10 protein-coding genes and 1 other annotated feature are annotated in these 14863 nt (G+C 43.8%); all 10 genes read left to right on the top strand.

The features are described 5' to 3' along the window. The first annotated feature begins 43 nt into the window (after positions 1-43). Positions 44-183 (top strand) — a sequence feature (ribosomal protein L10 leader region). A gap of 33 nt (positions 184-216) precedes the next feature. Next, the gene (gene rplJ / locus MKY20_RS03305; protein ID WP_009336549.1) at positions 217-717 is read left to right on the top strand and encodes a 50S ribosomal protein L10; all 501 of its coding nucleotides are present in this window, start codon (positions 217-219) and stop codon (positions 715-717) included. A gap of 57 nt (positions 718-774) precedes the next feature. Further along, on the top strand, positions 775-1140 hold the full coding sequence (gene rplL / locus MKY20_RS03300) for a 50S ribosomal protein L7/L12 (RefSeq protein WP_009336551.1): 366 nt from the start codon (positions 775-777) through the stop codon (positions 1138-1140). A gap of 301 nt (positions 1141-1441) precedes the next feature. Then, positions 1442-2044 carry a class I SAM-dependent methyltransferase gene (locus MKY20_RS03295; protein WP_009336553.1) on the top strand — a complete coding sequence of 201 codons (603 nt, stop codon included), beginning with the start codon at positions 1442-1444 and terminating at the stop codon, positions 2042-2044. 373 nt (positions 2045-2417) lie between these two features. Further along, positions 2418-5972, top strand: a complete 3555-nt coding sequence (gene rpoB, locus MKY20_RS03290; RefSeq protein WP_026041789.1) for a DNA-directed RNA polymerase subunit beta — start codon at positions 2418-2420, stop codon at positions 5970-5972. A 130-nt stretch (positions 5973-6102) separates the two neighbouring features. Beyond that, positions 6103-9702: a DNA-directed RNA polymerase subunit beta' gene (gene rpoC / locus MKY20_RS03285; protein WP_019382782.1), complete on the top strand. Its 3600-nt coding sequence runs from the start codon at positions 6103-6105 to the stop codon at positions 9700-9702. A gap of 156 nt (positions 9703-9858) precedes the next feature. After that, positions 9859-10107: a 50S ribosomal protein L7ae-like protein gene (locus MKY20_RS03280; protein ID WP_009336559.1), complete on the top strand. Its 249-nt coding sequence runs from the start codon at positions 9859-9861 to the stop codon at positions 10105-10107. 103 nt (positions 10108-10210) lie between these two features. Beyond that, entirely contained in the window at positions 10211-10633 is a 423-nt protein-coding gene (rpsL, locus tag MKY20_RS03275) for a 30S ribosomal protein S12 (protein WP_009336562.1), read from the top strand. Between the two features lie 42 nt (positions 10634-10675). Then, positions 10676-11146, top strand: a complete 471-nt coding sequence (rpsG, locus tag MKY20_RS03270; protein WP_009336565.1) for a 30S ribosomal protein S7 — start codon at positions 10676-10678, stop codon at positions 11144-11146. A 51-nt stretch (positions 11147-11197) separates the two neighbouring features. Continuing rightward, complete coding sequence (fusA, locus tag MKY20_RS03265; RefSeq protein ID WP_009336567.1) at positions 11198-13276, top strand: elongation factor G; 2079 nt, start codon at positions 11198-11200, stop codon at positions 13274-13276. Positions 13277-13395: 119 nt separating this feature from the next. Further along, entirely contained in the window at positions 13396-14583 is a 1188-nt protein-coding gene (gene tuf / locus MKY20_RS03260) for an elongation factor Tu (protein WP_009336569.1), read from the top strand. The last annotated feature ends 280 nt before the right edge of the window (positions 14584-14863 follow it).

Below are 14863 nucleotides of genomic sequence, written 5' to 3'. Positions count from 1 at the left end.
TGACATTCTAAAATACATGCTGTAATATGTATTTTGTTGTTAAAATATAATAACATTTGTGCCGTAGACAGCAGGTGCTTAATTGCTTAATTTCCTGCCGAGGTATTACGATAGAATTGCTTTTTCTTGCTATTGTATACTTCCTCCATGTCTGCAAAGTCGTGGAGGTTTTTTATTGGACGGTATGAATGTAGAAATTCTACAGGAGGTGTAAGGATGAGCAGCGTTATCGAACAAAAGAAACAAATCGTAGAAGAAATTGCTGATAAGCTTAAATCAAGTTTATCAACAGTTGTTGTTGACTACCGTGGTCTTACTGTTGCTGAAGTTACTGAACTTCGTAAACAGCTTCGTGAAGCTGGCGTGGAATTCAAAGTATACAAGAATTCAATGACTCGCCGTGCTGCTGAAGCTGCTGAACTTTCGGGTTTAAACGAAGCTTTAACTGGACCTAACGCAATCGCGTTCAGCACAGAAGATGTAGTTGCTCCAGCGAAAATCCTTAATGATTTCGCGAAAAAGCATGAAGCACTTGAAATTAAAGCAGGTGTAATCGAAGGAAATGTCGCTTCAGTAGAAGATATCAAAGCTCTTGCTGAACTACCATCACGCGAAGGCTTGCTTTCTATGCTACTCAGCGTACTTCAAGCACCTATCCGCAATCTTGCTCTTGCTGCAAAAGCTGTTGCAGATCAAAAAGAAGAACAAGGCGCGTAAGTTGATTTTAGCGTTAAACTAATAGATTCAAACCAAAAATAAGGAGGAAACATAATCATGACTAAAGAACAAATCATTGAAGCAGTTAAAAATATGACTGTTTTAGAACTTAACGACTTAGTAAAAGCTATCGAAGAAGAATTTGGTGTAACTGCTGCTGCTCCTGTAGCTGTAATGGGCGGAGCTGCTGGTGGAGACGCTGCTGCTGAGAAAACTGAATTTGACGTTGTTCTTGCTTCTGCAGGCGACCAAAAAATCAAAGTTATCAAAGTGGTACGTGAAATCACAGGTCTTGGACTTAAAGAAGCAAAAGAACTTGTTGACAACACTCCAAAAGCTCTTAAAGAAGGCGTTTCTAAAGAAGAAGCTGAAGAAGTTAAAGCTAAGCTTGAAGAAGTTGGAGCTGGCGTTGAAGTTAAGTAATAACATTTATGAAAAGTCCGCTGCTTAAGCGGGCTTTTTGTTTTGCTGTAAAATCTATAACTTTAATCTGAAGGTACTGTCCAGCTAAACAAGGAACGCTTCGTCAGCTTTATCATCGTACCACTAAAAGCATCGTGTTACGGAGGAGCCTGTTCCCTCGAGGTGTCGGGGAAGGGAAGGGCGCTTCTGCTTTTCTGTTTACTTTTTGCTTTTTGATGGGCAATCCTATATAATTCCTTCGAAACCACTTAATTGTGATTCTCCTATTTTCTTCTTATATATTCTCCCTGGAGGTGATTTCATGTCTGAACACTACTATTCCCAAACGCAAAAAGTTGAAAGCAGCCCTAAAACCTGGAGTTATACTCTAAAGGAGTATCCATTCCGATTTAAAACAGATAATGGTGTTTTTTCAAAGGGTGAAGTGGATTTTGGTTCAAGGTTATTAATTGAGACTTTTGAAGAGCCGGAAGCTGAAGGTAACATTCTTGATGTAGGCTGCGGATACGGGCCCATTGGGCTGACTGCAGCAAAGCTGATGCCTGAACGGACAGTTCATATGGTTGATGTAAATGAGAGGGCGCTTGGACTTGCGAAAGAAAATGCTGAATTGAACGGCATTAAAAATGTGCAAATCTATGAAAGTGACCGCCTTGAAAATACAAAAGGAAATAAGTTTGCGGCCATTCTGACAAACCCGCCGATCCGCGCCGGGAAAAAGGTTGTTCATGATATATTTGAACAAAGTTTTCATTCGCTGATTTCTGGAGGTGAGCTATGGGTTGTCATCCAGAAAAAGCAGGGTGCACCATCTGCCATAGATAAACTGACAGAGTTATTCGGTGAAGTAGAGACAGCAGAAAAGAAAAAAGGCTATTTTATTTTAAGAGCAAAAAAAGATTGACTTGACTTTTTTGCTATGATAGTATTGTAAAATGCCAACATATTATATTTCTATTTATAACTAAATTTATCTAATAGTTGTATAAATTTGGTTTTAATGGGAAAGCTAACAAAATAATAGTCGTATTGTGAAAATGTGGTTTTTGAAGTGAAAACCCTTTTTCTTTTTGTCTTATAAGAATGGAGGTTTGGCTTATGTCCCTGTACTTTTTCGGGAAAAGTCCAGCTTCTAAGCCAGTTCGCTGGCGGCACTTTGCGCCATCGGTTCCGGCTCTTTTGCTTGTTGCCGATAGGCAGGCGCTCTATAGCTTTTCTTATAAGATGATATAAATTGCTATTAGCAACAATAACGCTTGATTTGAGGGGTGAATCAGTTGACAGGTCAACTAGTTCAGTATGGACGACACCGCCAACGTAGAAGTTACGCACGAATCAGTGAAGTTTTAGAATTACCAAATCTAATCGAAATCCAAACCTCTTCTTATCAATGGTTTCTTGATGAGGGTTTACGAGAAATGTTCCATGATATTTCTCCGATTGAAGACTTTACTGGTAATTTGTCGCTTGAATTTATTGATTACAGCCTTGGCGAACCAAAATATTCCGTTGAGGAATCGAAAGAACGAGATGTTACATATTCTGCACCTTTACGTGTGAAAGTGCGTCTTGTAAACAAAGAAACAGGCGAAGTTAAAGACCAGGATGTCTTTATGGGTGACTTCCCGCTTATGACAGAGACAGGTACGTTCGTTATTAACGGAGCGGAACGTGTCATTGTATCCCAGTTAGTACGTTCACCGAGCGTATATTTCAGTGGAAAGCTTGATAAAAACGGGAAAAAAGGCTTTACAGCAACCGTAATCCCGAACCGCGGCGCTTGGCTTGAGTATGAAACAGATGCCAAAGACGTCGTATACGTCAGAATAGATCGTACTCGGAAACTGCCCGTTACGGTTCTTTTGCGTGCACTTGGGTTCGGCTCTGATCAAGAGATCATCGATTTGATTGGAGACAACGAGTACATTCGCAACACTCTTGAAAAAGATAATACTGAAAGTACAGAGAAAGCGCTGCTTGAAATTTATGAGCGCCTTCGTCCGGGCGAACCGCCAACGGTTGAAAATGCGAAAAGCTTGCTTGTCTCAAGATTTTTCGATCCAAAGCGCTATGACCTGGCGAATGTTGGACGCTATAAGATCAATAAGAAGCTTCATATCAAAAATCGCCTGTTCGGTCAAAAACTGGCTGAAACGCTTGTGGATCCAGAAACTGGCGAAATCATTGCGGAAAAAGGCGTTACGCTTGACCGCCGCACTTTAGACCGGATCCTTCCTAACCTGGAGAAGGATATCGGCTTTAAAACCGTAAGCCTTTTAGGCGGAGTTGTAGATGATGAAGTGCTGCTTCAGTCTATTAAGATTTACGCGCCTAATGAAGATGGCGAAAAAGTCATCAATGTAATTGGCAATGCTTATGTTGAAGAAGCAGTGAAAAACATTTCACCTTCTGACATCATTGCTTCAATCAGTTATTTCTTTAACCTTCTGCACTCTGTAGGAGATACAGATGATATCGACCATCTTGGAAACAGACGTCTTCGTTCAGTCGGAGAACTATTGCAGAACCAGTTCCGCATCGGTCTTTCCCGTATGGAGCGTGTGGTCCGCGAGAGAATGTCCATCCAGGATACAAATACCATTACGCCTCAGCAGCTGATTAATATCCGTCCTGTTATTGCGTCAATTAAAGAGTTCTTTGGAAGCTCGCAGTTGTCCCAGTTCATGGACCAGACAAATCCGCTCGCTGAACTGACACATAAACGCCGTCTTTCTGCGTTAGGACCTGGTGGTCTGACACGTGAACGTGCCGGCTTCGAAGTACGTGACGTTCACTACTCTCACTATGGCCGTATGTGTCCGATTGAAACGCCGGAGGGACCAAACATCGGTTTGATTAACTCCTTATCTTCATTTGCGAAGGTAAACCGTTTCGGATTTATCGAAACACCGTATCGCCGAATTGACCCTGAGACCGGAAAAGTTACATCCCGCATCGACTATCTGACAGCTGATGAAGAGGATAACTATGTAGTGGCCCAGGCGAATGCACTTCTTGGTGACGATGGCTCATTCCTTGACGAAGAAGTAGTTGCCCGTTTCAAAGGTGAAAACACAGTTGTGAAGCGAGACCGTGTTGACTACATGGATGTATCGCCTAAACAGGTAGTTTCTGCTGCGACGGCATGTATCCCATTCCTGGAAAACGATGACTCCAACCGTGCCCTGATGGGAGCGAACATGCAGCGTCAGGCTGTGCCTTTGATGCAGCCGGAAGCGCCAAGAGTTGGTACTGGTATGGAATATGTATCAGGTAAAGACTCAGGTGCTGCAGTCATCTGTAAGCATGAGGGGATCGTTGAGCACGTAGAAGCTCGCGAAGTTTGGGTTCGCCGCATTCAAAACGTGGATGGCCAGGAAGTTAAAGGCGATCTTGATAAATACAGAATGCTTAAATTCATCCGTTCCAACCAGGGAACTTGCTACAACCAGCGCCCAATCGTTGCTGTAGGCAACCGTGTAACTAAAGGAGAAATCCTTGCTGACGGACCTTCCATGGAACTTGGTGAATTAGCGCTTGGACGCAACGTTCTCGTCGCGTTTATGACATGGGATGGATATAACTACGAGGATGCGATCATTATGAGTGAGCGCCTCGTAAAAGATGATGTTTATACATCTATCCATATTGAAGAATATGAATCAGAATCACGCGATACAAAGCTTGGACCTGAAGAGATCACAAGAGATATCCCTAACGTTGGGGAAGATGCACTGCGCAATCTGGACGAACGCGGAATTATCCGCACAGGTGCGGAAGTAAAAGATGGCGACCTTCTTGTTGGTAAAGTAACTCCTAAAGGGGTAACGGAACTAACAGCTGAAGAACGGCTATTGCACGCAATCTTTGGTGAAAAAGCTCGTGAAGTCCGCGATACTTCCCTTCGTGTGCCACACGGCGGCGGCGGTATCGTACTCGATGTTAAAGTATTTAACAGAGAAGATGGAGATGAGCTTCCTCCAGGTGTTAACCAGCTTGTGCGTGTATATATCGTTCAGAAGCGTAAAATCTCTGAAGGTGACAAGATGGCCGGACGCCACGGTAACAAAGGTGTTATCTCCCGTATTTTACCGGAAGAAGACATGCCTTACCTGCCGGATGGCACCCCAGTAGACATCATGTTAAACCCTCTCGGGGTTCCATCGCGTATGAACATCGGACAGGTGCTTGAGCTTCACCTTGGTATGGCTGCCAGAGCATTGGGCATTCACGTAGCATCTCCTGTATTTGATGGTGCCCGCGAGGAAGATGTATGGGCAACGATCGAAGAAGCAGGCATGGCGCGTGATGCTAAGACTGTCCTTTATGATGGACGTTCAGGCGAGCCGTTTGACAATCGCGTATCAGTAGGTGTCATGTATATGATCAAACTGGCGCACATGGTTGACGATAAGCTCCATGCCCGTTCAACAGGACCTTACTCTCTTGTTACGCAGCAGCCATTGGGCGGTAAAGCTCAGTTTGGCGGACAGCGTTTCGGTGAGATGGAGGTTTGGGCACTTGAAGCATATGGTGCTGCCTATACACTTCAGGAAATCTTAACGGTTAAGTCCGATGACGTCGTTGGACGTGTTAAGACTTACGAATCAATCGTCAAAGGCGAGAATGTTCCTGAACCGGGCGTACCGGAATCATTCAAGGTACTAATCAAAGAACTTCAAAGTTTAGGTATGGATGTTAAGATCCTTTCTGGCGATGAAGAAGAAATTGAAATGCGCGACCTGGAAGATGAAGATGATGTTCAGCAGGCTGAATCATTGACAATCGCTCCGGAAACGCAAAATGAAGAACAGGTAGTTACGAAAGAATAATTTAATATAAATCCTTAATCCCTGGGCGCTCCGCCCTAAATGGCGGAGGCTGCTGGGGATATTATTGGCACTTTTGCTGCTGTTTGAGCAATAAGGGTAAAACCCGGAGATCAAAAGGGAGGTAGGCCCCTTGCTAGATGTAAATAATTTCGAGTATATGAAAATAGGTCTTGCTTCACCGGATAAGATACGTTCTTGGTCACATGGTGAGGTTAAGAAGCCTGAAACGATCAACTATCGTACATTAAAACCAGAAAAAGACGGTTTATTCTGCGAACGCATTTTCGGACCGACAAAAGACTGGGAATGTCACTGCGGAAAGTATAAGCGTGTTCGATACAAAGGCGTTGTCTGTGATCGATGCGGCGTTGAAGTAACACGTGCAAAAGTGCGCCGTGAAAGAATGGGCCACATTGAACTTGCAGCCCCTGTATCCCACATTTGGTACTTCAAAGGCATCCCAAGCCGTATGGGTCTTGTGCTGGACATGTCTCCGCGTGCACTTGAGGAAGTTATTTACTTCGCTTCTTATGTTGTAACGGATCCTGGCGATACGGCTCTTGAAAAGAAGCAGCTGCTTTCCGAAAAAGAATACCGTGCATACCGTGAAAAGTATGGAAACAAGTTCCAGGCATCCATGGGTGCTGAATCCATTAAGAAACTTCTTTCTGACATAGACCTCAACAAAGAAGTAGATACCCTTAAAGAGGAACTGAAAACTGCCCAGGGCCAGCGACGCACTCGTGCTATCAAGCGCCTGGAAGTTCTTGAAGCTTTCCGTGGCTCCGGAAATGAACCATCCTGGATGATTCTTGACGTTCTTCCGGTTATTCCTCCGGAACTTCGTCCGATGGTACAGCTGGATGGCGGACGTTTTGCCACTTCCGACTTAAATGATCTGTACCGCCGTGTAATCAACCGCAACAACCGCCTAAAGCGTCTATTGGACCTTGGTGCTCCAAGCATTATTGTTCAAAACGAAAAGCGCATGCTTCAGGAAGCAGTAGATGCGCTAATCGATAACGGCCGCCGCGGAAGACCGGTAACAGGACCAGGAAACCGTCCGTTAAAATCCCTGTCGCATATGCTTAAAGGGAAGCAGGGACGTTTCCGCCAAAACTTGCTTGGTAAGCGTGTTGACTATTCTGGACGATCGGTTATCGTCGTAGGACCAAACTTAAAAATGTACCAGTGCGGACTTCCGAAAGAAATGGCATTGGAATTATTCAAGCCATTCGTTATGAAGGAATTGGTGGAAAAAGGCTTAGCCCACAACATCAAGTCTGCAAAACGCAAGATCGAAAGAGTGCAGCCGGAAGTTTGGGATGTTCTTGAAAGTGTCATTAAAGAGCACCCTGTATTGCTTAACCGTGCCCCAACTCTTCACAGACTGGGCATTCAGGCATTTGAACCGACATTGGTGGAAGGACGCGCTATTCGTCTTCATCCGCTTGTGTGTACTGCATACAACGCAGACTTTGACGGTGACCAAATGGCTGTTCACGTGCCGCTTTCAGCAGAAGCACAGGCAGAAGCCCGCCTGCTGATGCTTGCAGCACAGAACATCCTGAACCCGAAAGACGGTAAGCCAGTTGTTACTCCTTCACAGGATATGGTATTAGGTAACTATTACTTGACACTTGAAAGAGCCGGCGCTGTCGGAGAAGGCATGATCTTCAATGATACAAGTGAAGCACTGCTTGCCTATCAGAACGGCTATGTTCATTTGCATACAAGAGTAGCTGTCCATGCTGGATCCTTGAATAACCAGACATTCACCGAAGAACAAAATAAAAAGCTTTTATTAACTACGGTTGGTAAGCTTGTTTTCAACGAGATTCTGCCTGAGACATTCCCATACATCAACGAGCCTACAAAAGAAAACCTTGAGATTGAAACTCCTGAGAAATACTTTGTAGAGCCTGCTACTGATGTAGCTGCTGTTATCAAGGAAATGCCTCTAGTAGATCCGTTTAAGAAAAAGATCCTTGGAAACATCATTGCGGAAGTCTTCAAACGCTTTAAAATCACTGAAACGTCTAAAATGCTTGACCGCATGAAAAATCTTGGATTCAGATACTCCACAAAAGCCGGCATCACGGTTGGTGTAGCTGACATCGTGGTATTGGGCGAGAAGCAGGAAATTATCCACGAAGCACAAAGCAAGGTTGATAATGTCATGAAACAGTTCAGACGCGGTCTTATTACCGAAGATGAGCGTTATGATCGTGTTATTTCAATCTGGAGTGCAGCGAAGGATAATATCCAGGCAAAATTGATGAAGTCATTGGATAAATCCAACCCAATCTTCATGATGAGTGACTCCGGTGCCCGTGGTAACGCATCCAACTTCACTCAGTTAGCTGGTATGCGCGGACTCATGGCCAACCCGGCTGGACGTATCATTGAATTACCGATTAAATCAAGTTTCCGTGAAGGTTTAACAGTACTCGAGTACTTTATTTCTACACACGGTGCCCGTAAAGGACTTGCCGATACAGCCCTTAAAACAGCTGACTCAGGTTACCTGACTCGCCGTCTGGTAGACGTAGCACAGGATGTCATCGTTCGTGATGATGATTGTGGAACTGACCGCGGATTGCTGATCGCATCTCTTAAAGATGGTACTGAAGTCATTGAAGCGCTTGAAGAGCGTCTGATTGGCCGTTATGCAAGAAGAAATATCAAACATCCTGAGACAAATGAAGTGATTGTAGCTGAAAACGGATTGATCACTGAAGATATTGCAGTTGAAATTGTTTCAGCCGGCATCGAAAAAGTATGGATCCGTTCCGCGTTCACATGCAACACACGTCATGGGGTTTGTAAAAAGTGCTACGGCCGCAACCTGGCAACCGGACAAGAGGTTGAAGTTGGTGAAGCAGTAGGTATCATCGCTGCCCAATCCATCGGTGAACCAGGTACACAGTTAACAATGCGTACGTTCCATACCGGTGGGGTAGCAGGAGACGATATCACTCAAGGTTTACCGCGTATCCAGGAAATCTTCGAAGCGCGTAACCCTAAAGGTCAGGCAGTCATTTCTGAAATTGATGGTGTGGTAGTTGGCATCAATGAAGGCCGTGACCGCCAGCATGAGATTGTTGTTCAGGGTGAAGTGGAGTCCAAGACGTATACAGCACCTTATACAGCCCGCTTAAAAGTAGCTGTAAACGATGAAGTAGTACGTGGACAGGAATTGACTGAAGGTTCTATTGACCCTAAAGAGTTAATTAAAGTAAAAGATGTAACAGCTGTTCAAGAATACTTGCTGCGTGAAGTTCAGAAGGTATACCGCATGCAGGGTGTTGAAATTGGCGATAAGCACATCGAGGTAATGGTACGCCAGATGCTTCGCAAAGTGCGTGTAATTGATGCAGCAGAAACAGATGTACTGCCAGGTACTCTGCTTGATATCCATCAATTTACAGATGCCAACGAAAAAGCCCTTCTTGCTGGCAAAATGCCTGCCACAGGACGTCCGGTTCTCCTTGGTATCACAAAAGCATCTCTTGAAACAGATTCATTCTTATCAGCAGCATCCTTCCAGGAGACGACAAGAGTTCTTACCGATGCAGCGATTAAAGGCAAGCGCGATGAGCTTCTTGGCCTGAAAGAGAATGTAATTATTGGTAAGCTTGTCCCTGCCGGAACAGGAATGCAGCGCTATAGAAGAGCAGAGCCTTATACAAATGAGGAAACTGCTGAAAATACTGTTACTGTAGAATAACTTTATTATTGCGGTGCTTGCTTATTTACCAGCAAGTACCGCATTTTAAAATGAATAAATAAAATAAAATTCATTTTGCTTGTTGACATCGAAAAATGAAGATGGTACTATAGCAAAGGTGCTCCTATTCACCGGATACTTTGGAGGATGTCGTAAATGTCTTATGATAAAGTATTGCAGGCTAAAAGTTTTATTGTAGGAACAAAGCAAACAGTCAAAGCTCTCAAACTGGGAACAATTGATGAAGTCGTAGTCGCCAGTGATGCTGATCCTAGGGTTACAGCTAAAGTGGTTAGTACAGCGAATGAGATGAACGTTCCGATTGTGTATGTTGATTCGATGAAAAAGCTCGGTAAAGCATGCGGAATCGAAGTTGGGGCAGCAGCTGTTGCCATATCTTTTTAAAAACTGTTTTTGTAGATTGCTATCTGCAAGAACTTTGTTTTTGCATCAAAATGAACCACCTGGATGTGTGGGCTTAAACAAATTCGAAGGGAGGAAAAATCAAATGCCTACTATTAACCAATTAGTGCGCAAGCCTCGTCAAACTAAGTCAGAGAAGTCAAATTCACCAGCTCTTAACAAAGGCTACAACAGCTTCAAGAAAGCTCAAACAAACGTAGCTTCACCTCAAAAGCGTGGTGTTTGTACTCGTGTTGGTACAATGACTCCAAAGAAACCGAACTCTGCATTACGTAAATATGCTCGTGTTCGTTTAACAAACGGTATCGAGGTTAATGCTTACATTCCTGGTATCGGACACAACCTTCAAGAGCACAGTGTTGTTCTTATCCGTGGAGGACGTGTAAAAGACTTACCGGGTGTACGTTACCACATCGTGCGCGGCGCTTTAGATACTGCTGGTGTTAACAACCGTATGCAAGGCCGTTCTAAATACGGTGCTAAGCGTCCAAAAGCAGCTAAAAAATAATTCTGAATAATAGACAACCATCTTTGAAAGGAGGAACAATCCATGCCACGTAAAGGTCCTGTAGCAAAAAGAGACGTATTGCCGGATCCGATTTACAACTCAAAGCTAGTTAGCCGTCTGATCAACAAAATGATGATCGATGGTAAGAGAGGTAAATCTCAAGCTATTCTTTACTCTGCGTTCGATATCATCAGCGAGCGCACTGGCAAAGAGCCAATGGAAGTTTTCGATCAGGCACTTAAAAACATCATGCCTGTACTTGAAGTAAGAGCACGCCGTGTAGGTGGAGCTAACTACCAAGTACCAGTTGAGGTGCGTCCTGACCGCCGTACTACTCTTGGTCTTCGCTGGTTAGTAAACTATGCGCGTCTTCGCGGTGAAAAGACTATGGAAGAGCGTTTAGCTAACGAAATCCTAGATGCAGCTAACAACACTGGTGCATCTGTTAAGAAGCGTGAAGATACACACAAAATGGCAGAAGCGAACAAAGCGTTTGCTCACTACCGCTGGTAAGATATACAGCTTAACTAAAATAACACTCATACTAGGAAGGAGAAAGACCCAATGGCTAGAGAGTTCTCCTTAGAAAATACTCGCAATATCGGTATCATGGCTCACATTGATGCCGGTAAAACAACAACAACTGAGCGTGTACTTTACTACACTGGCCGTATCCACAAAATCGGTGAAACACACGAAGGTGCTTCACAGATGGACTGGATGGAGCAGGAGCAAGAGCGTGGAATCACAATCACTTCTGCTGCAACAACTGCACAGTGGAAAGGCCACCGCGTAAACATCATTGACACTCCTGGACACGTAGACTTCACAGTTGAAGTTGAGCGTTCACTTCGTGTTCTTGATGGTGCGGTTGCGGTACTTGATGCACAGTCAGGAGTTGAGCCTCAAACTGAAACAGTTTGGCGCCAGGCAACTACTTACGGAGTACCACGTGTGGTATTCGTAAACAAAATGGATAAAATCGGTGCTGACTTCTTATATTCATTGAAGACACTTCATGATCGTCTGCAAGCTAATGCGGCAGCTATCCAATTACCGATTGGTGCTGAAGACCAATTCGAAGGAATCATCGATCTTATCACAATGAAAGCTACGTTCTACGGTAATGACCTTGGTACTGATATCGAAGAGCGTGATATCCCAGAAGAATACATGGATCAAGCTGAAGAATACCGTGAAAAGCTAATTGAAGCGGTAGCTGAACTTGATGAAGAATTAATGGAGAAATACCTTGGCGGTGAGGAAATCACTAACGAAGAGCTAAAAGCAGCTATTCGTCAAGGTACAGTAAACGTTGAGTTCTATCCTGTAATCTGTGGTTCTGCTTTCAAAAATAAAGGTGTACAAAAAATGCTAGATGCAGTAATCGATTATCTTCCTTCTCCATTAGATGTACCAGCTATCAAAGGTACACTTCCAGATTCGGAAGAAGAGGTTACTCGTCCTTCTAGCGATGATGCACCTTTCTCAGCTCTTGCATTTAAAGTTATGACTGACCCTTATGTCGGTAAACTTACATTCTTCCGTGTTTACTCTGGAACATTGAACTCAGGTTCATATGTACAGAACTCTACTAAAGGGAAGCGCGAGCGTGTAGGTCGTATCCTGCAAATGCACGCTAACTCTCGTGAAGAGATCTCGGTAGTTCACGCTGGAGATATCGCAGCAGCTGTTGGTCTTAAAGATACTAGCACTGGAGATACACTATGTGATGAAAAGAATCTTGTTATTCTTGAGTCTATGGAGTTCCCAGAACCAGTTATCTCATTATCTATCGAGCCGAAATCCAAGGCTGACCAAGATAAGATGACTACTGCTCTGCAAAAACTTCAAGAAGAAGATCCTACATTCCGCGCGCATACTGACCAGGAAACTGGACAGGTTATTATCGCTGGTATGGGTGAGCTTCACCTTGATATTCTAGTTGACCGTATGAAGCGTGAATTTAAAGTGGAAGCAAACGTAGGTGCACCTCAGGTTGCATACCGCGAAACTTTCCGTTCTTCAGCTCAGGTTGAAGGTAAATTCGCCCGTCAATCCGGTGGACGCGGACAATTCGGTCATGTATGGATCGAATTTGCTCCAAATGAAGAAGGTAAAGGCTTCGAATTCGAAAATGGCATTGTCGGTGGTGTTGTTCCACGTGAATACATCCCTGCAGTTCAAGCTGGTCTTGAAGATGCTCTTGAAAGAGGAGTACTTGCTGGATTCCCATTAGTAGATATCAAAGCTAGACTATTTGATGGTTCTTACCATGATGTCGACTCTTCTGAAATGGCATTTAAAATTGCTGCCTCTATGGCACTTAAAAATGCAGCGTCAAAATGTAATCCTGTAATTCTTGAGCCGGTTATGAAAGTTGAAGTAGTAATCCCTGAAGAATACATGGGTGATATCATGGGTGATGTTACATCACGCCGTGGACGCGTTGAAGGTATGGAAGCTCGCGGTAATGCACAAGTAGTTCGTGCGATGGTTCCACTATCAGAAATGTTTGGTTACGCAACTGCATTGCGTTCTAATACGCAGGGCCGCGGTACATTCTCAATGCACTTCGATCACTACGAAGAAGTACCTAAATCAATTTCTGAAGAAATCATCAAAAAAAATAAAGGTGAATAATTGATTTTACCTTTTTAATAAAGTATAACTACTATTGTAGGCAAAAAGCGCTGTGGGAAGGGAAACCTCTCCACAGCAAAAATTACTTAACTTTTATAATCTGAAGGAGGATTTTTCAAATGGCAAAAGCTAAATTCGACCGTTCAAAACCCCATGTTAACATCGGTACAATCGGACACGTTGACCATGGTAAAACTACTTTAACTGCAGCTATCACAACTGTTCTTTCTAAAAAAGGCGGCGGTGAAGCACGCGGATACGATCAAATCGACGCAGCTCCAGAAGAGCGCGAGCGTGGAATCACAATCTCAACTGCACACGTTGAGTACGAAACTGAAAACCGTCACTATGCACACGTTGACTGCCCAGGTCACGCTGACTATGTTAAAAACATGATCACTGGTGCTGCTCAAATGGACGGCGGTATCCTAGTAGTATCTGCTGCTGACGGCCCAATGCCACAAACTCGTGAGCACATCCTTCTTTCTCGTCAGGTTGGTGTACCTTTCCTTGTTGTATTCATGAACAAGTGTGACATGGTTGACGATGAAGAACTACTTGAATTAGTAGAAATGGAAGTTCGTGACCTTCTTTCTGAGTACGAATTCCCTGGTGATGATATCCCAGTAATCAAAGGTTCTGCTCTTAAAGCTCTTGAAGGTGAAGCTGAGTGGGAAGCTAAAATCGAAGAGCTTATGGCTGCTGTTGATGAGTACATCCCAACTCCAACTCGTGACACTGACAAGCCATTCATGATGCCTGTTGAGGATGTATTCTCAATCACTGGCCGTGGTACTGTTGCTACAGGACGTGTTGAGCGTGGACAAGTTAAAGTCGGTGACGTTATTGAAATCATCGGTCTTGCTGAAGAGCCAAAATCAACTACTGTAACTGGTGTAGAAATGTTCCGTAAGCTTCTTGACTATGCTGAAGCTGGAGACAACATTGGTGCCCTTCTTCGTGGTGTAGCACGTGAAGATATCCAACGTGGACAAGTACTTGCTAAGCCAGGTTCTATCACTCCACACACTAAGTTCAAAGCTGAAGTATACGTTCTTTCAAAAGAAGAAGGTGGTCGTCACACTCCATTCTTCACAAACTACCGTCCTCAGTTCTACTTCCGTACAACTGATGTAACTGGTATCTGTAATCTTCCTGAAGGCGTAGAAATGGTTATGCCTGGAGATAACATCGAAATGACTGTAGAACTAATTGCTCCAATCGCTATCGAAGAAGGTACTAAGTTCTCTATCCGTGAGGGTGGACGTACTGTAGGCGCTGGCGTAGTTGCTACAATCCAAGAGTAATTGCAATAGATAAAAACAGATGGGTGACAACCCATCTGTTTTTTTTGTGTTTTTGCGTCGGGCAAAATATCAGCATAGTTTCTTTGACAGTATGAAACTTTGTACTCCTGCTGAGATAGAGATCGAATTTACTAAATCGCTTCAATGCTAACCATCAAGATTCTGCAGCTTAAACAACCAAAGCTCATCAAAAGTATCCTATTATATACACTACTTTCTTCTATATATAATCACCTATTCTAACTACATCATTTGACAGTTCCCATGGACCTAAAGCAAA

It is taken from the genome of Cytobacillus sp. FSL W8-0315 (genome assembly GCF_038002905.1).
Classification (GTDB): domain Bacteria; phylum Bacillota; class Bacilli; order Bacillales; family Cytobacillaceae; genus Cytobacillus; species Cytobacillus pseudoceanisediminis.
This window is presented reverse-complemented; position numbering and strand designations above follow the sequence as displayed.

What these genes read in the sequence shown, in the direction of transcription:
- rplJ (WP_009336549.1), top strand. Translation starts at nt 217, where the DNA reads ATGAGCAGCGTTATCGAACAAAAGAAACAAATCGTAGAAGAAATTGCT.
- rplL (WP_009336551.1), top strand. Translation starts at nt 775, where the DNA reads ATGACTAAAGAACAAATCATTGAAGCAGTTAAAAATATGACTGTTTTA.
- MKY20_RS03295 (WP_009336553.1), top strand. Translation starts at nt 1,442, where the DNA reads ATGTCTGAACACTACTATTCCCAAACGCAAAAAGTTGAAAGCAGCCCT.
- MKY20_RS03280 (WP_009336559.1), top strand. Translation starts at nt 9,859, where the DNA reads ATGTCTTATGATAAAGTATTGCAGGCTAAAAGTTTTATTGTAGGAACA.
- rpsL (WP_009336562.1), top strand. Translation starts at nt 10,211, where the DNA reads ATGCCTACTATTAACCAATTAGTGCGCAAGCCTCGTCAAACTAAGTCA.
- rpsG (WP_009336565.1), top strand. Translation starts at nt 10,676, where the DNA reads ATGCCACGTAAAGGTCCTGTAGCAAAAAGAGACGTATTGCCGGATCCG.
- fusA (WP_009336567.1), top strand. Translation starts at nt 11,198, where the DNA reads ATGGCTAGAGAGTTCTCCTTAGAAAATACTCGCAATATCGGTATCATG.
- tuf (WP_009336569.1), top strand. Translation starts at nt 13,396, where the DNA reads ATGGCAAAAGCTAAATTCGACCGTTCAAAACCCCATGTTAACATCGGT.